Origin of the sequence: Blochmannia endosymbiont of Colobopsis nipponica (genome assembly GCF_014857065.1) — a bacterium.
Classification (GTDB): domain Bacteria; phylum Pseudomonadota; class Gammaproteobacteria; order Enterobacterales; family Enterobacteriaceae; genus Blochmanniella.
In genome coordinates this window covers 67219-85742 of record NZ_CP046533.1, presented here as the reverse complement: position 1 = coordinate 85742, position 18524 = coordinate 67219, and the positions used below count along the sequence as shown (strand labels likewise).

The 18524-nt window shown below is 28.7% G+C and carries 14 protein-coding genes and 1 pseudogene; 1 reads left to right on the top strand and 14 read right to left on the bottom strand.

Annotation, left to right across the window (positions count from 1 at the left end; all coding sequences use genetic code 11):
- Window positions 1–38 precede the first annotated feature (38 nt).
- Window positions 39–671, bottom strand: coding sequence for an endonuclease III (nth, locus tag GN160_RS00380; RefSeq protein ID WP_192380450.1), 633 nt, complete (start codon window positions 669–671; stop codon window positions 39–41).
- A gap of 60 nt (window positions 672–731) precedes the next feature.
- Window positions 732–2132 (bottom strand): class II fumarate hydratase, encoded by a 1401-nt coding sequence (fumC, locus tag GN160_RS00375; protein WP_192380448.1) that lies wholly within the window; start codon window positions 2130–2132, stop codon window positions 732–734.
- Between the two features lie 355 nt (window positions 2133–2487).
- Between fumC and GN160_RS00370 the strand changes: the two genes are divergently transcribed.
- Complete coding sequence (locus GN160_RS00370; RefSeq protein ID WP_192380447.1) at window positions 2488–4269, top strand: inverse autotransporter beta domain-containing protein; 1782 nt, start codon at window positions 2488–2490, stop codon at window positions 4267–4269.
- 139 nt (window positions 4270–4408) lie between these two features.
- Here GN160_RS00370 and GN160_RS00365 read toward each other — a convergent pair whose 3' ends face one another.
- From GN160_RS00365 to GN160_RS03285, 12 genes and pseudogenes are all read right to left on the bottom strand, one after another.
- Entirely contained in the window at window positions 4409–4999 is a 591-nt protein-coding gene (locus GN160_RS00365; protein WP_192380445.1) for a UbiX family flavin prenyltransferase, read from the bottom strand.
- Between the two features lie 157 nt (window positions 5000–5156).
- The gene (gene kdsB / locus GN160_RS00360) at window positions 5157–5927 is read right to left on the bottom strand and encodes a 3-deoxy-manno-octulosonate cytidylyltransferase (protein ID WP_192380443.1); all 771 of its coding nucleotides are present in this window, start codon (window positions 5925–5927) and stop codon (window positions 5157–5159) included.
- A gap of 9 nt (window positions 5928–5936) precedes the next feature.
- A complete protein-coding gene (locus GN160_RS00355; protein ID WP_192380441.1) occupies window positions 5937–6107 on the bottom strand; it encodes a Trm112 family protein in 171 nt (56 codons plus the stop codon).
- 94 nt (window positions 6108–6201) lie between these two features.
- Window positions 6202–7200, bottom strand: a complete 999-nt coding sequence (lpxK, locus tag GN160_RS00350) for a tetraacyldisaccharide 4'-kinase (RefSeq protein WP_192380440.1) — start codon at window positions 7198–7200, stop codon at window positions 6202–6204.
- Entirely contained in the window at window positions 7200–8951 is a 1752-nt protein-coding gene (gene msbA, locus GN160_RS00345) for a lipid A ABC transporter ATP-binding protein/permease MsbA (RefSeq protein WP_192380438.1), read from the bottom strand. Before msbA ends, lpxK begins: the two co-directional genes overlap by 1 nt.
- 235 nt (window positions 8952–9186) lie before the next feature.
- Window positions 9187–10863 (bottom strand): 30S ribosomal protein S1, encoded by a 1677-nt coding sequence (gene rpsA / locus GN160_RS00340; RefSeq protein WP_192380436.1) that lies wholly within the window; start codon window positions 10861–10863, stop codon window positions 9187–9189.
- Window positions 10864–11005: 142 nt separating this feature from the next.
- Window positions 11006–11686: a (d)CMP kinase gene (gene cmk, locus GN160_RS00335; protein WP_192380849.1), complete on the bottom strand. Its 681-nt coding sequence runs from the start codon at window positions 11684–11686 to the stop codon at window positions 11006–11008.
- A gap of 110 nt (window positions 11687–11796) precedes the next feature.
- Window positions 11797–13080: a 3-phosphoshikimate 1-carboxyvinyltransferase gene (gene aroA / locus GN160_RS00330; RefSeq protein ID WP_192380434.1), complete on the bottom strand. Its 1284-nt coding sequence runs from the start codon at window positions 13078–13080 to the stop codon at window positions 11797–11799.
- A gap of 133 nt (window positions 13081–13213) precedes the next feature.
- A complete protein-coding gene (serC, locus tag GN160_RS00325) occupies window positions 13214–14302 on the bottom strand; it encodes a 3-phosphoserine/phosphohydroxythreonine transaminase (RefSeq protein ID WP_192380431.1) in 1089 nt (362 codons plus the stop codon).
- A 320-nt stretch (window positions 14303–14622) separates the two neighbouring features.
- Window positions 14623–15915, bottom strand: a complete 1293-nt coding sequence (gene serS / locus GN160_RS00320) for a serine--tRNA ligase (protein WP_192380430.1) — start codon at window positions 15913–15915, stop codon at window positions 14623–14625.
- A gap of 194 nt (window positions 15916–16109) precedes the next feature.
- On the bottom strand, window positions 16110–16742 hold the full coding sequence (gene lolA / locus GN160_RS00315; protein ID WP_192380428.1) for an outer membrane lipoprotein periplasmic chaperone LolA: 633 nt from the start codon (window positions 16740–16742) through the stop codon (window positions 16110–16112).
- 288 nt (window positions 16743–17030) lie between these two features.
- Window positions 17031–18170 (bottom strand): annotated as a pseudogene (locus tag GN160_RS03285) (DNA translocase FtsK); the annotation flags it as partial.
- Window positions 18171–18524: the final 354 nt, after the last annotated feature.

The window sequence follows — 18524 nt, the reverse complement described above, 5'->3', positions numbered from 1 at the left end:
ATTACTTATTTATATATATTCTACATATTTAGATACAGTTAAATAATTTTTTTATTATACTCACATAGTTCTCTAATACAACATGAACTACATTGAGGCTTTCTTGCAGTACAAACATACCTTCCATGTAAAACCATCCAAGAATGACATTTACTTTTAAATCTTTCAGGAATGACAGTTAACAATTTTCTTTCAACTATTTTGAGAGTAACACCTATGACAAAACGACTCCTATTACAAAATCGAAAAATATGAGAATCTACAGCAATAGTAGGAAATCCAAAAATTAAATTCAATATCACATTAGCAGTTTTACGACCAACTCCAGGTAAACTTTCTAATGCATAACGATTTGCTGGAATTTTACTATCATATAAATTAACTAATAATTCACACGTTTTAATGATGTTTTCTGTTTTTTTATTAAATAAGCCAATAGATCTAATTTGTTTTTTTAATGCATCTTCTCCTAAATTCAATATAGCTTGAGGTGATGAAGCCACAGCAAATAAATTATCAGTAACTTTATTAACTTGTACGTCAGTAGATCTAGCAGAAAGAATCACTGCTATTAATAATTCAAACGCTGAATTATACACCAATTCTGTAGTAGGATTTGAATTATTGGCATTAAATATATTTAATATTTTATATCGTTTAGCATTATTCATTCAAATCTGATCTACTCAATAAACAAAATTCAAATTATAGTCTATCTTACCCAATAAAATTTACTTGTTACAACTAAAATTCACCATATTTTCTGGTTTTATCCACCTATCAAAATCTTGTTCATCGAGATAACCTAACTTTAACGCAGCCGCTTTTAATGTCAAATCTTCTTGGTAAGCCTTTTGAGCAATTTTAGTTGCTTTATCATAACCAATATAAGGAGTAAGTGCAGTGACTAACATTAAAGACTTTTCAAGCAATTGAATTATTCGTTTACGATTTGGCTCCATGCCAGAAATACAATAACGATTAAAACTTTTAATTCCATCTTGTAATAACCTAGCAGACTGGAGAAAATTATAAATAATAAGTGGTCGATGAACATTTAATTCAAAATTACCTGATGCGCCACCAAAATTTATAGCAACATCATTACCAAAAACCTGACAACATAACATATTCACAGCTTCACATTGTGTTGGATTAATTTTCCCCGGCATAATTGAACTTCCAGGTTCATTTGCAGGAATTATTAATTCACCAATACCACAACGGGGTCCAGACGACAACCAACGTATATCGTTAGAAATTTTCATCATGGACGAAGCTAGAGTTTTTAAAGATCCATGAGTATTTACTAAAGCATCACTTGTTGCTAACGATTCGAATTTATTAGGAGCAGTAACAAAAGGATGACCCGTTAATAAAGATAAATTATACGCTGTACGTTGTGCATATTCAGGATGGGAATTAAGTCCGGTACCTACAGCGGTACCACCTAATGCTAATTCATAAAGATGTGAAAGAGTAAATTTGATATTAATCAAATTATGATCTAACATGGATACCCAACTAGATATTTCTTGACCAAGAGTTAGAGGAACTGCATCTTGTAAATGAGTGCGTCCAATTTTAATAATATTGTTAAAATCAACGGATTTCTTAGCTAAAGTTTCTTTTAAAATTAAGATCTGGGGTATTAGATGTTCTTTTATTGCTATTACTGAGGCAATATGCATTGCAGTAGGAAATACATCATTTGAACTTTGACTCTTATTAACATGATCATTAGGATGTATTATTCTATTTTCGCCACGTTTACCACCTAATAGCTCACTTGCACGATTGGCAATAACTTCATTAATATTCATATTAGTTTGTGTACCAGAACCTGTTTGCCATACAGATAATGGAAATTCTTTCATGTGCTCACCATTTAAAATTTCATCAGTGACCAAAATAATTGCTTGCGCATACCGTCTATCGAGCAATCCTAAATCAGCATTAACCTGTGCCGCAACTCTTTTTATTTGCGCAATGGCCCTAATCAATTCAAAAGGCATCTTTTCATCAGAGATATTAAAATACTTCAATGACCTCTGAGTTTGAGATCCCCAAAGCTGATTATCAGCAACTTCAATATAACCTATTGAATCTTTTTCTATACGACTTATCGGCATAAAAGCACTTTTATAAAAAACTTTGTTTTATACAGTAAAATAAAATATTTAAAATCTGATTTTTAGAATAGAGAACCAAAATTTCAATTCACATACTGGAACAGATTAAGTGAATTTAACCTAAATTTCAATCTAATAATCAAATATATTAAATAAATAACATTATGTTGCATAAAATTATTGAAGTTTTTTTTTAATGATTTATGATAGGCCATGTTATTTTAAAAATCTTGCTCATTTTACAATAAAACTGAAACAATAAAATAACGTGAAAAAAATAATTAAGTGTTTGCTATTTATTATCGCAATTGCAATTTTTAACTTGAATAGTAAAGCCGACATTAGGTACCATCAAGTGTCATCTGAAGTTCAAGGCGTATTATCTGAAAAGAACAAAAACATTCTAAATAAACAATATAGGGCAATTAATGAAACAATAACAAATGAAAACAATATAAAAAATGAAAACAATATAAAAAATGAACAACATGATTTATTGACTAAACTAAGAATTAGCAATAATTTGATCGATTTAATGAGTAAAGTATATCAAGATCACAATTACTTCATTTTTACTCAGACCGGTATTAAAAATATTAAAAAAATTAATTTTCTGAATGTTGGTGTAGGTCAAAGAATCGTTCGTGATAATCGATGGTTTGTAGGATATAATACTTTTTATGATATGCAGCTTTCTGATGAAAACTATCATCGTTTAAGTGTAGGTACTGAATTTTTTTGTAATTATTTTTATTTAACAGTTAATAAATATTATGCCTTAACTAATCGATATTTTTCAAATCAAGGTAGTATAAATAAAGAGCATGTTCTTAATGGTTATGATTTAAATGTTGGTAGTTGGTTGCGTTTTTATCCATCGTTATCAGGTACATTGAAATTAAAATATTATTTTTATGATGAAATTTTAAATTTATCTAAAACAAGACAGAATAAAAATTTACTAAATTGGGTAACTGAAATTGAATTTAATCCTATATCAATAATTACTTTTAGCATAAGTGAAACCTTTAATAAAAATTTCTGTACAGAAAAAAAAATCAATATATTAATTAACTACGAATTCGGAACACCTTTTAACCAACAGTTAAAGGATGTTAATATTCTTGGTAAAACACTTAATGGTAATCTATATAAATTCGTTGTACGAGATAATAATATACCTTTAGTTAAGAAAATTTCTAATAAAATGCAAGGTTATCACTTAGTACAAACTTCTTTTTATAATAATACTCAAGAAAAAATAGAATTGGGCAAAGAAAGATTTCTAAAAAAAATTGAAAGGAAAATGGGACGAAAAAATAATAGTGATTTTCCTAAAAATATAGAAACAAAAGCAAATAACCATTCTGTCGATGATAGTAAAAAACAAAAGCAAGTTGCCGTAAAAAATAAGGATCAAAAAATTAATAAAGCAAATATTGATAAACAAACAGAAAAGCAACAAGATAAACAAGCAATTGATAATCAATCTTGTTATAATCAAAAAGATAAAGAATCAACAATATCACAAAATTACGAACCATCAACTTCATATGCTATACCAGGTGAAAATTTATCAAAAGATAATAAGAAAACAATTACAACTAATAGCACTAATAACACAGTAAGTAAATTAGATGAAAATCAATGTAAAATACAAGATAAAGACTTAAAAAAGACTGAAACAACAAAAGTAGACGAAATGAAAAAACAATTAAAAGAAGATAAAGGTAATGATAACAGTTTTCTGTGTCCTGTACCACCTCCTTTACCTACATCATTACCAACAACAGTAATTCAAACGCCATCAACATCATCGACCTTGAATGAAAAGAGTTATGATATAATTAATAAAAAAAGTAATCAACTTCAAAAAAGCAAAAATACAAATATACATAACCAAATGATGGAAAATCTTATTTCTGCTAAAAATAGTAAATTTTTAAATTTAGGAAATGAACAACATCTTTTAAAGTTACAAAAAATACAAGAAGATCGTTTAAATATCAAATATGATAGTCAAAACAACGATGTTTTATCTAAAATTTTGAGTAGAAAAGCACTCTTAATATATAGCGATAGTAGTAATTCAAATTCGGATGAAGAAAATTCAACGAAAGATGATTTCTCTGATTAATTCTGAACTTATAAATATTTATACTATTTTATATAAAATATATAAAAATAAGAAAATGAAAGAATTAATTATGATCTGTGTTTCTGTTACCGAATTAAACAAATACGTGTAATAGAGAAAGTTATCACTAACTTAGTATTTAAAAATAATGTTTCTTATTTTTCATCCCTAACCAAGAAGAAGAAAGTTTTGTAAAAATACCAAAGATATTGAGAGCTCGACTTATTGTATAGTCTACCATATCATTAATAGATTTAGGATGAGTATAAAAGGCAGGAACTGGTGGCATAATGACAGCACCCATTTCTGTTAAAGTAGTCATTGTTCGTAAATGACCAAGATGTAATGGAGTTTCTCTAATCATTAAAACAAGTTTACGTTTTTCTTTTAATATTACATCTGCAACTCTACTCATCAACGTTGATGTTATTCCTGTATTTATTTCAGACATAGTACGTATAGAACATGGAGCAATTAACATGCCCATATTAAAAAACGATCCGCTAGCTATAACAGCTCCAATATCTTGAGGAGAATACACTACATCAGCTTGTTCATATAAAATATTCTTATCAATGCCTAATTCTTGTTGTAGAGTTACCCAACCAGCCCTGCTAACAACAAGATGTGATTCAATATTGCATTTACGTAGAAAAGTTAATAATCGTACTCCATATATAGCTCCCGAGGCACCAGATATACCGACTATTAATCTTGATTGTTGTAACATGCTTATCTTTTAGTAAACCACAAAATTTTATTAAAAAAAAACAAAACAAATGGATATTATCAATTTATGACAAAAATCATAAATACATTCTATTACGAAAATTTTATAACAACCCACTCAATATCTTCAAATTCAAAATATAAACACAATTAGCCAATTAATTATCAATTTTTTCTTTTATAAATAGTCTAACTTTATTTAAATCATCAATAGAATTTACGCTAATATTAAATACATCATTAAATATCACAGTATATATTTTCCCTCCATACCAAAGAACTCTTAATTGTTCAAGAGATTCAATTTCTTCTAATGGACTAGCATTCCATTGTACATAACTATGAATAGAATGAACGCGATAAGAATATATTCCCATATGACGCAATAACTTAATATTAGTATTACAAACATTATTTACAATATTACATTTAAAATCATATGGAATAATTGCTCGAGAAAAATAAAGAGCGTAATTGTTAATATCCAAAACAACTTTAACAACATTAACATTACGAGCTTCCATCATCGAAGTCATAGGTACTGCCGCTGTAGCTATTTTAATTTTATTATCATGTAAACTATTTGCCAATTGATGAATAACTTTAGATGGCATTAAAGGTTCATCACCTTGAACATTAATAATGATTTGATCATCATCAAATCCATAATAATCAATTACTTCTTTTATACGTTCAGTACCAGACCTATAACTTCCTTTGGTTAAATATGTTTCGCTATTCAATTGTAAATATTTGATTGCTTTTACAATACTTAAATGATCAGTGGCTACGATAACCTGATCAGCACCAGATGCTAAAGCTGATTCTACTGTGTAAGATATCATAGGTTTACCATGAATATCCATTAACAATTTATTTGGTAATCTTCGAGAAGCAAGTCTAGCAGGAATTACAACAACAAAATTCATCAGCGTAAGTTAATAATAAGAAATTCTTCGAGCTTCTTTTTCTAAAAGAATTGGAATTCCATTTCGTATAGGAAACCCTAATAAATCAACTTTACAAATTAACTCTTGTTTTTCTTTATCAAGAAACAACTTACTATTACAAACTGGGCAAACAATAATTGATAATAAACGACGATCCATTTTCTTTCCTCTATACTTTGAATAAGACTCATGATTGGAAATCAAATTTATATTATACCAAAATTCAAAATTATATCTAATTAAATACAATCCATCATTTTAACGCTGCAATACGATATTTATATATATTATTTTCTACTCTTAGTAACAATTTATTTTCAGCATCTTGAGATAAAAATACATCTACTTGTAAATACCACCAATTAAAATGAGCAAACTTACGACATTTTACTGCATCTTTTTCAGTCATTAATAATATTTGATCATACATTACTAAAGAAGAAAGAATCTTTTCACAATACAATGCATGATCAGTAAAAATTATTTCTTTTATAGGTATTATTCCACTTGAATGTAAAGTAGAAAAAAATTGTTCCGGATAACCAATACCTGCCATAGCTATCACTTTACGCAAAGTTTTCAATTCACAACGTTCACCATTTAATAAATTAACAGCCATGCTAGGGTATAATTTCATAGAAATTTCACCTGATTTAATTTTTTCACCATTAACAATGATTTCATGAACTGAACTTAACCGCGTAGCTCGTTCGCGCATAGGGCCTGCTGGTAACCATAAACCATTACCAAAACGACGCTGAGCAACCATAACCCATTCAATATCCCTTGCTAAAGCATAATGTTGTAGTCCATCATCACTTATAATAATATCCAACTCAAATTGACGTAATAACGCAGCTACAGCATCCGACCTATTAGGTGAAACAGCAACAGGAGCTCTAGTACGTTGCCAAATTAAAAGGGGTTCATCACCACATTCGTCACTGTTACTTAATTCATTTAGAATAATAGGATATCTCTTAGATCGTCCACCATAACCCCTAGAAACGACTCCTACCAACCAACCGCGATGTTGCAATCGTTCAACTAACCATATTACCATTGGTGTTTTACCATTGCCTCCAACTGTTAAATTGCCTATTACAACTATCGGTAATGGAAATTTATTTGATTTAAATAAACCGCAATGATAACTAAATCTAATAACACTACTTATTAAACCATATACTAAAGAAAAAGGTAACAATAATAAATGATATAATGAAATACTGTACCAAATACGAGAAAACATCAATTAAATTGTAATTTGTGTAACTGAGCGTATATTCCTTGATGACGTATTAAAGATGCATGAGTCCCGCGTTCAACAATGTAGCCATTTTCTATTACCAAAATTTTATCAGCTGTTTCAATTGTAGAAAATCTATGAGCAATTATTAATAATGTTTTATTATTTCTTAATCTATCAAAAACTTTTTTGATGGCCTTTTCCGATTCAGAATCTAATGCAGAAGTAGCTTCATCAAGAATTAAAATGGGACAATTGCGTAACAATGCACGTGCAATTGCAATTCGTTGACGTTGTCCTCCAGATAAAAGCACACCATTTTCACCTATTATTGTATCTAATCCGTATTCCATTTGACTAACAAAATCCATTACTCCAGCCATGTATGCAACTTCTTCTATAGATTTACGAATGGCATAACAATCTTTATAAGCATAAGCAATATTATTAGCAATAGTATCATTGAATAAATGAACATCCTGAGAAACAAATGCTATCTGATTACGTAATGACGATAATTTATATTTATTTATATTGACATCATCAAGTAATATTTCTCCTTGACATATGTTATAAAAACGAGCTAATAAATTGACAATAGTTGATTTTCCAGACCCCGATTTACCTACTAATGCTACAGTATGTCCACTGGAAATATTAAAATCAATATTACACAAAGAAGGAGTATTTTTATCAGGATAAAAAAAAGTGACATTTTTAAAACTAATATTTCCGTGTACACGAGCAACATTTAAAAAACCGCTATCTTCTTCATTTTTTAAATCGAGAATTGAAAACAAAGTTTGACAAGCAGCCATACCTTTTTGAAACTGAGCGTTAACATTTGTTAAAGATTTTAATGGTTTCATTAGAACTATCATCGATGAAAAAATTACAGTAATGCTCCCAGCAGTTAAGATATCCATAATCTTTGGAATACTAGCTACATATAATACAAAAACCAAAGCTAAAGCAGCTATAAATTGAATAATGGGATCAAAAATTGAAGAAATAGCAACCATCTTCATATTTTGTTGTCTCATACAATTACTAACATAATTAAAATGTTTCTTCTCTATTTTTTGTCCACCAAAAATCAATACTTCTTTATGACCCTTTAACATTTGTTCAGCGCTACTAGTTAACAACCCCATTGTAGTTTGTATTTTTTTACTAATTCTTCTAAATTTGTTAGAAACCAATTTTATAACTAAGGAAACAATTGGCGCTATTATAAATATTATTAACGACAACTGCCAACTATGATAAAACATCATTACAGCTAATCCAATAATGGAAGCCCCTTCGCGAATAATAACAATCAATGCACTGGAAGAAGAAGAAGCTACTTGTTCTGAATCATAAGTTATACGAGATAACAATGCTCCGATAGACTGTTTACAAAAAAATGATACTGGCATACCCATTATATGACTGAATAATCGACGACGAATTTCCATAACCACTTTACCAGAAACCCACGATATACAATAATTAGAAATAAAACCACTAATACCACGTATACTCATAAGACTAATTATTGCTAATGGCATCCAAACAAAAACATTTTTATTAGCCTTACCAAAACCATCGTCAAGCAAAGGCTTAAGTAGTGACAACATTAAAGTATCACTACCAGCATTTAATATTAGGGTAATTGTGGCAACTAATAGACCTATTCTAAAAGGAGATATAATTGGCCAAAGACGACTAAAAATTTTCCAAGTAGAAAAATAAGAATTATTTTTTAACATTACAATTATAACTATTAAAGAATTAACAATTCTAACATAAAAAATTTTGACTTATGTTTTAATTAGACAAAACATAGAATGCACTTCTTTGCTATATCTTAACCAAAAATAGTATTATAATAACAAGAACAAAAACAAAAACACAATAAAGAAAAAGTTTTCAAATGCCATAAAAAATAATAATAATTATTTTAGACACATCTAATAAATATCATTAAATTTTATAAATTTAAAATTATTCATTTTTAGTTGCCGCTTTAAATGCTTCTATCATAGTATTAGAAAAATGAATAATTTCTTCTTGTTGATTGAGATTAGCATTAACAGGATTAAGATTAATACTTTCATCACAAAAATCTATAGATAAATTAACTAAACGATTCTTACGATCAACACCAATAACTTTCGCATTCACTGAGGCACCAACATGAAAAATATTAGTAATATCTTGATTGTTTGAAGATATTTCAGGTCGTCGTAAATAACCTTCAATACCATCTTTTAACTTAACAACAGCCCCTTTCAAATCAACAGACTTGATTAATCCAGCAACAATGGAACCCTTTTTATTTAAAGATAAATAAATATTTAATGGATCATCTAATAATTGCTTTAAACCTAAAGAAATACGTTCACGGTCTGCATCTACTTGAAGAACCATCGCAGTTATTTCATCCCCTTTCTTATATTTACATATATCCTCTTCATCTAAGTTATTCCAAGAAATATCAGACGTATGTACTAGACCATCAATGCCTCCGTCAAGACCAATAAAAATACCAAAATCAGTAATTGACTTTATTTTACCTACAACACGATCTCCCTTATTATGAGTTTCAGCAAATTTTTTCCACGGATTTAACTTGCACTGTTTTAAACCCAAAGAGATACGACGACGTTCCTTGTCAATATCCAATACCATAACCTCAATAAATTCACCAATAGTAACCATCTTAGATGGATGCACATTTTTATTAGTCCAATCCATTTCGGAAATATGCACTAACCCCTCAATTCCTCCTTCAACTTCTATGAAACAACCATAATCAGTTAAATTGGTAACTCGTCCTATTAATTTAGTACCCTCTTGATAACGCTTCGTAATAGTGATCCATGGATCTTCACCTAATTGTTTTAAACCTAAAGAAACACGATTACGTTCCCTATCAAATTTTAATACTTTAACGTTAACTTCATCACCGAGATTAACTATTTCATTAGGATTTTTAACTCTTCGCCACGCCATATCAGTTATATGTAACAAACCATCTACACCTCCAAGATCTATGAAAGCTCCATAATCAGTTAAATTTTTTACAATACCTTTAATTTCCATATTTTCTTGTAATTTGTTTAAAAGATAGTCTCGTTCAGCATTACTTTCAGATTCAATAACAGCGCGGCGAGAAACTACAATATTATTACGTTTCTGATCTAATTTAATTACTTTAAATTCACATTCTCTACCTTCTAAATGAAAAGAATCATGTATAGGCCGAATATCAACCAAAGAACCAGGCAAAAAAGCGCGTACTCCATTCAATTCAACAGTAAAACCACCCTTTACTCTACCATTAATTATACCTACCACAGTAGTTTCTTCTTTATAAGCTTTTTCTAATACAGTCCATGCTTCATAGCGCTTTGCTTTTTCACGAGACAATAACGTTTCGCCAAAACCATCCTCTATAGCATCTAACGCAACATCAACCTTATCTCCTACCTTTACTTCTAAAATTCCCTGGGAATTTTGAAACTGGTCAATAGGTATAGTAGACTCAGATTTTAAACCAGCATCTACCAAAACAACATTTTTGGTAATATCAATCACAGTAGCACTAATAATAGAACCAGGACAAATCTTAATTTTCTTTAAAGATTCTTCAAAAAGTTTAGCAAATGATTCCGTCATCTTAATAATCTTCAAAAATTTGAATTAACACACTCATGCCATCAAGTCATATAAACACATAACAAAATACACATTGTACCATTCATAATATTTAATTCAATTATCTTTTCCAAAAAAAATCAACAATCTACGTAGTTATAATTTATAAAATCAAAACCCGCCTAATATGCATCAAGAACATACTTTTTAACTCGCCTGTCGAAAGACCAGTAGAATTAAACACTAAGGCATCTACTGCTGGAATCAAAGGCGACATAACACGATTAGAATCACGATCATCACGTTTTTTCATATTTTCTAAAAGCTTATTCAAATTAACATTAAAACCTTTTTTCTGCAACTGTAAAGTTCTTCTTTTCACTCGTTCTTCATAAGAAGCATCGAGAAAAAATTTAAGAATAGCTTTCGGAAATACTACTGTTCCCATATCCCGACCATCTGCAATCAAACCAGGAGGAAGCTGAAATAGACGTTGTCGATATAACAAAACTTCTCTCACTTTTGGAAAAATAGCAATACTAGACGCTAAATCACCAATACTTTCGCTACTAATATCTTTTTGAATCTCTTTTCCATATAATAAAATACTACTCTTATTCAAATTTACCATAAAACGTATGTCTAAACGAGCAGCAAGATTTGCTAATTGATTTTCATTACTAAAAATTATTTTTTGCTGTAATGCAACTAATGCTAAAGCTCGATACATAGCTCCTGAATCCAAAATAGACCAATTTAACTGACTTGCTAATGCTTTGCTTAATGTTCCTTTTCCAGATCCACTTGGTCCATCTATAGTAATTACTGGTGAAGCTACCATAATAATAAAATCCTAAAAATAACAAACGATTAATAATAATTAAGATTAAATTTCAATTGTTACATCTTCTTCATCATAAAAATTACAAAAGTAAATTAAAAATAAATTTACAACTAACGAGTTAGTTGTAAATAATCTTCAAAAAAATTCGGAAAGGTTTTTTTGACACATTCTGGCCCAAGAATTGTTACTTTAGAATCCGACAATGCTAACAAGGAAAAACACATCGCAATACGATGATCATTATAAGTATCAATCTTCACTGATCTAATTTTGATAGGAGGAGTTAATGATAAATAATCATTACCTTCAATAACATCTGCACCTACTTTACGCAATTCAGTGGCCATAGCTGCTAATCTATCACTTTCTTTTACTCTCCAATTATAAATATTCCGTAATGTTGTAGTACCTTTAGCAAATAGTGCAACAATGGCAATGGTCATAGCAACATCTGGGATATGATTCACATCTAAATTAATAGCATTAAGATTCCCACGAATACATTCAATATAATCCTTCCCCCATTGAATAATTGCACCCATTTTTTCTAAAACATTCGCAAAATATATATCTCCTTGAATACTATTTTTATTTACTCCGATTACTTTTACAGAACCTCCACGAATAGCTGCCGCTGCTAAAAAATATGAAGCGCTGGAAGCATCCCCTTCTATTTCATAATAACCTGGAGTATTATAACATCTTCTTCCTTTAACATAAAAAAATCGGTAATCTTTATGGTCAATTTTAATACCAAATTTTTCCATAATAGACAAAGTCATATTTACATACGGTTTAGATGTTAACATTCCATTAACATTTATAAAACTGTCTTGATCTGCTAACGGAGCCATCATTAACATAGCGGATAAAAACTGACTAGATATATTGCCATTAATGTTAATACATCCACCGAAATATCCACCTAATATACGTATCGGAGGATAATACTCTTGCTGCATATATTTAATTTTACTACCTCCTTGACGTAGAGCTTCTACAAGATCTCCAATAGGTCGTGCTTGCATACGCAAATCCCCTGTAAGAATTATCTCATCATTTTGTAAACATAATGCAGCAGTTAAAAAACGGATAGACACTCCCGAATTACCTAAAAACAAAATTTTTTTATCTGATTTTGTCTGTAATGCGCCACCAATTCCTATGACATCACAAACTTTAGAATCCGATGAAAAATTACACACTACACCTAATTGTCTTAAAGCACCAATCATATGACGAACATCGTCACTATCTAATAAATTTATCAACTTAGTAATACCCTTGGCTTGGGCTGCTAATAATAGCACCCTATTACTAATACTTTTCGAACCAGGTAAATGAACAATTCCATTTATTTTTTTAATAGGTTCTAATGTTATAAAATCTTGCATTTATATCCTATGAATCTATTTTAAATAAAATTATAAAACCAAATATGAAGAAAATTAAAAGAGATAGAACCAGCTAAAAAATTTTAATACAAAATAAATTTTAAAAAATAGAAATTTCAATTAATTTAAAAATTTATCCATATTTATCAGAAAACCAATTCATAAATTCCACTAAAGTTTGTACACCCTTCAAAGGCATTGCATTATACAATGATGCTCTTATACCACCAACTAGCCTATGTCCCTTTAGAGCATATAGACCAGCATCTAGAGCTTCTTTTAAAAACATATCTTCCAATTTACTATTAATTAACCTAAAAGGTACATTCATCAGTGAACGATTTTCAGGGCTAATATTATTAAAATAAAAACCACTTTTATCTATAGTGGAATATAACAAACTAGCTTTATTCTTATTATGTTTATTCATTACCACTAAACCACCTCTTTTTTTTAACCATTTAAATACCAAACCTGCAATGTACCAGGAAAAAGTAGGAGGAGTATTAAACATTGACTTATTATTTGCTAATAATTGATAATTAAGAATTGATGGTACTTCTCTACAATAACTTCCTAATAAGTCTTCACGAACAATAACCACCGTCAATCCAGATAATCCAATATTTTTTTGCGCGGCAGCATAAATTATACCAAATTTACTAATATTCAAAGGACGAGATAATAATGTAGAAGAAAAATCTCCAATTACAATAGAAGTTTTAAAATTTGGATCTTCATCAATGGACAAACCTTCAATAGTTTCATTAGGACAATAATGAATATAAAAACTATCATCGGACAAAGACCAATCCCGCATCGGTTGAATTTTGTACAAATCATTAACAACAGTGGTGACATCAACGATATGTGGATTACAATATTTTTTTGCTTCATTAGCAGCATGATATGACCAATAACCACTATTAATGTAATCAACGCTAAGATCTTTATTTTTAAGAAGATTCATTGGTACTGCTGCAAATTGTGCACGAGCACCTCCTTGACAAAACAACACTTTATAATAAACCGGTATGTCTAAAATTTCTCGCAAATCATTTTCTGCAGTTTGAGCTACATCGATAAAATCTTGACTGCGGTGACTAATTTCCATGATGGATGCACCAATACCCCGCCAGTCCAACAACTCCTTCTGTACCTGCTGCAATACTTCTGCAGGTAACATAGCTGGACCAGCACTAAAATTAAATACATTTCTCATAAATTAACACAAATAATTTTGATTTATTTAATAGTTAGATGTATAAAATACGCAAACATCACAAACCTTAAGATTTGTAAAAAATCTAATCATAGACGATTAACATATAAAATTAAAACAGAATACTAATTTCTTGTCATAAATATATCTCTTAAAAAAGATACAAAGCTCCGATTGTAACATAAATATTAAGTAAAATCAGCAAATTAACTTTAAAAAATTAAATACATAATAATTGAAATATTTAATAACAGTTAAATAATATGTAAATAACCATTGTATTTAATGTTTTAAGTCAAATTAATCCTCTTCAACTTTAACTAAACACTACCAATATGCTTTAAACCATCCATGTATTTTTGTAATACAAATGGTATTTCTACCCGTCCATTTGGTAATTGATAATTTTCTAATATAGCTGCTAATGTACGTCCTACAGCTAATCCTGAAGCATTTAAAGTATGTAATAATCCTAATTTTTTGTTCTTTCTATCACGATAACGCGCTTGTATTCTTCTTGCCTGAAAATCACTAATATTAGAACAGGAAGAAATTTCACGATACATATTTTGTGATGGAAACCACACTTCTAGATCATATGTTTTGCAAGCAGTAAAACCTACATCATTACTACACAATAATACTTTTCTATAAGGTAAATTTAACAATTGTAAAATTTTTTCCGCATGATTCGTTATTTCTTCTAAAGCATTCATAGACTGAGCTGGCATAACTGCTTGTACTATTTCCACTTTATCAAACTGATGCATGCGAATCAATCCTCGACGATCACGACCATAACTACCAACCTCAGCACGAAAACATGGGGTATGGGAAGTCATTTTAAATGGCAATTCTTTTTCTTCAAGGATTTTATTATTTAACAAATTAATTAATGGAACTTCAGCAGTCGGTATTAACGTATAAAAACGATTACTCTCTTTAAATGGTTGAATATGAAATAAATTGTCAGAAAATTTAGGAAACTGCCCAGTTCCATATAATGAACTTTTATTTACTAAATACGGTACATAATATTCTTGATATCCATGATGTTTGGTATGTACATGAAGCATAAATTGAATTAAAGCTCGATGTAAATGAGCAATATGTCCATACATAATTACAAAACGAGATCCTGATATTTTTGCAGCAGTTAAGAAATCTAATCCACCAATTATTTGACCTAACTCTATATGATTACGTATCTCAAAATTATAAAAACGAGGATTGCCCCAACGTAAAATTTCTAAATTATCACCTTCACCACAACCATCAGGAACTTGTTCATCTAAAATATTAGGTAAGGACAAAGCGTAAGTTTTAATTTCATTTAACAACATATTGATAGCAATTTTAGTGGAATTTAAATCTTTATTTAAAATACTAACTTTTTGACGCAAAAAATTACTATTACCCTCACATAATTTTAATTTACCTATTTTTTTAGAAATAATATTACGTTCAGCTTGTAAAGTTTCCATTTTTACTTGTAAAAACTTACGACGTTCTTCTTGATTACGTAATTTTTCTATATCTAATGCAAATCCTCTACGAGCTAATTTTGTTGCAACAAAATCAATATTATTTCGTAATAATTTAGGGTCAAGCATATATAAATTTAATCTATTAGTTAGATATTCAATAAATATTATAATTAAAAACAAAATGTTTATTAATCAATAAATAACATATTAGCAAATATAAAGATCAAACAATTAACTAAAATTTTTCAAATGTTTTACAAAGATTAAATAAAATTTACATATTAAGATAATTTTATCTATTATAACTTTAAGCAAAACACTTAACGCTGATCATCTATATCAGCTTCATTAGGCACAACAAAAGAAAATTTACTATCATCTATTAATTTTTTCTGTATATTTTTGAATTCATATTCAACACGCTGCCTATCTTGTCTAAAAATTAAGAAATTTTGAATTAATCCATCAGAATCTATAAGAATACTGAAATTTTTTAGATATTCATGATAAAATCTTGGTATCAAGTTAAAAGAATCGTTATTTTGTTTTACATCATATTTATCCCAATGATCAATTTGATCGTTAATAAGTAAAATAAATAGTAAATTATCAATACTTTCAAAATGATTAATAATAACTTGATTAATTATTGGATCATAAAACCATATAATTTTCCCATTAGATATTAAAGAAAAATCTTCTGGGTACGTAAAATGAAAATGAAAAAGATCAGGACGCTTTATCCATAATTTTCCATAACTTTCTTGTATTAGAACTCCATCAATGCCAATAAATCGTTGAATAAAATCAGAAGAAAAACTACTTGTCTTTTTAAGGCGATTTTGCAACACATAAACTTCTTTTTCTAACGCAAAAACTAATGTAATTGATAATATAAACGAAAATAAATAACTTAACAATAAATATTTTAACCATAATATTTTAACGCTCATTTTAAAATATACACTTCTGAAATAACATGAAAATAAAAAACCAAATCAATAAGACTGAAAATTCTGTTTATTCTATACATTAAATAATATCATTAGATATTTATGTTTGATCTAGATTTCTAAATACTTTAGGAAATAACCACCATATTAAATATTCTGATTTTAAATTATTTAAATTAAATTTAATATTTTAACAAAATGTACTTACAACGATAGTAATTAACAAGAATTATTTCTTACATAAACATTATTTTTAACCTTATAAATTTTTATATCTGGATTCAAATTTTTATGATCATTTACTATTTTTCGAACTTCTTCGTCAAGTATAAACGCACCATGAATACGTATTGGAGTAGAAGAATTAGCCGGTAAATACAACATATCACCCATGCCTAATAATGTTTCCGCACCATTTTGATCAAGTATGGTGCGAGAATCAACTTTGCTTGATACAGTAAATGCGATACGAGCAGGAATATTTGCTTTAATAATTCCAGTAATTATATTCACCGAAGGTCGCTGCGTTGCTAATATTAAATGGATGCCTGCAGCTCGAGCTTTTTGTGATAACCTAATAATTAATTCTTCTATTTTTTTTCCAGATACCATTATTAAATCTGCAAATTCATCAATAATAACTACGATGTAAGGCAATTTATTTAAAATTTTTTCGGAAGATTGAACATGACTTGTGTCACATTTATAAAATGGGTTATTTATTGGGCAATGTTTATGATTAGCTTGCAAAATATATTCATTATAATTTACTAAATTACGAACACCTAGAATTGACATTATTTTATATCTATATTCCATTTCACTAATACACCAAGATAAAATTTCATGAACATTATTCATATTAGTGATTACTTTAGTTAAAAGATGAGGTATTCCTTCATAAACAGACAATTCTAATATTTTAGGATCAATTAAAATAAAACGTACGTCTGATGGAGTGGTTTTATATAAAATACTTAAAATTATAGTATTTATTCCGACCGATTTACCAGAACCTGTAGTTCCAGCAATTAACAAATGAGGCATTTTTTGAAGATCATCAATAACAATTTGTCCAGAAATGTTTTTCCCAAGAATTATGGTTAATGGAGAAACAGCGCAAAGAAATTTATCATGATTTAACAACTCACAAAAATGAACTATTTGGCGTCTATTGTTAGGTACTTCTAAACCAACATAAGGTTTGCCTGGAATGATTCCAACAATCCTGATAGAAGTTGTAGATAAAGAACGTGCTAAATCGCAAGAAATATTATTAATGCGAGACACTTTTACTCCAGGAGCTAAATTTAATTCAAATCTAGTAACAACTGGGCCTGGTAAAATATTCATAACAGTTGCTTTAATACAATAATCAGCTAATTTAGATTCTATTGTTAATGCAAATTTATTCAAAAAATCCATATTATCAGTATTTTTATTTTTTAAGTGGACCTTATTAACAGGATGTTGTTGTCTTTTATTATTTACACACTGTTGTGAATTGAATGACAACACTTCTTTATCATTTAACTTTTTACAATTATATGTACTATCCCTAAATAGCTTATCTTTTGATAAACACATTATATTGCTATTAACATTTCTACATGATATAAAAATGCTATAAGTGAATTCTGTTATTCTAGAAAAAATATTCTTATAACTAAATAGATCTTTTGTCAAAAAATTATAAAAGAAAAAATTTAAATTAAGTTTTTCCCGGCACAAACTACTAGTAGTTTGTGCCAAAGAAAACATTAACGGAGAATTAAAAAATAT

Coding starts and splice junctions, on each gene's coding strand:
- nth (WP_192380450.1), bottom strand. CDS start 671: ATGAATAATGCTAAACGATATAAAATATTAAATATATTTAATGCCAAT.
- fumC (WP_192380448.1), bottom strand. CDS start 2,132: ATGCCGATAAGTCGTATAGAAAAAGATTCAATAGGTTATATTGAAGTT.
- GN160_RS00365 (WP_192380445.1), bottom strand. CDS start 4,999: ATGTTACAACAATCAAGATTAATAGTCGGTATATCTGGTGCCTCGGGA.
- kdsB (WP_192380443.1), bottom strand. CDS start 5,927: ATGAATTTTGTTGTTGTAATTCCTGCTAGACTTGCTTCTCGAAGATTA.
- GN160_RS00355 (WP_192380441.1), bottom strand. CDS start 6,107: ATGGATCGTCGTTTATTATCAATTATTGTTTGCCCAGTTTGTAATAGT.
- lpxK (WP_192380440.1), bottom strand. CDS start 7,200: ATGTTTTCTCGTATTTGGTACAGTATTTCATTATATCATTTATTATTG.
- msbA (WP_192380438.1), bottom strand. CDS start 8,951: ATGTTAAAAAATAATTCTTATTTTTCTACTTGGAAAATTTTTAGTCGT.
- rpsA (WP_192380436.1), bottom strand. CDS start 10,863: ATGACGGAATCATTTGCTAAACTTTTTGAAGAATCTTTAAAGAAAATT.
- aroA (WP_192380434.1), bottom strand. CDS start 13,080: ATGCAAGATTTTATAACATTAGAACCTATTAAAAAAATAAATGGAATT.
- serC (WP_192380431.1), bottom strand. CDS start 14,302: ATGAGAAATGTATTTAATTTTAGTGCTGGTCCAGCTATGTTACCTGCA.
- serS (WP_192380430.1), bottom strand. CDS start 15,915: ATGCTTGACCCTAAATTATTACGAAATAATATTGATTTTGTTGCAACA.
- lolA (WP_192380428.1), bottom strand. CDS start 16,742: ATGAGCGTTAAAATATTATGGTTAAAATATTTATTGTTAAGTTATTTA.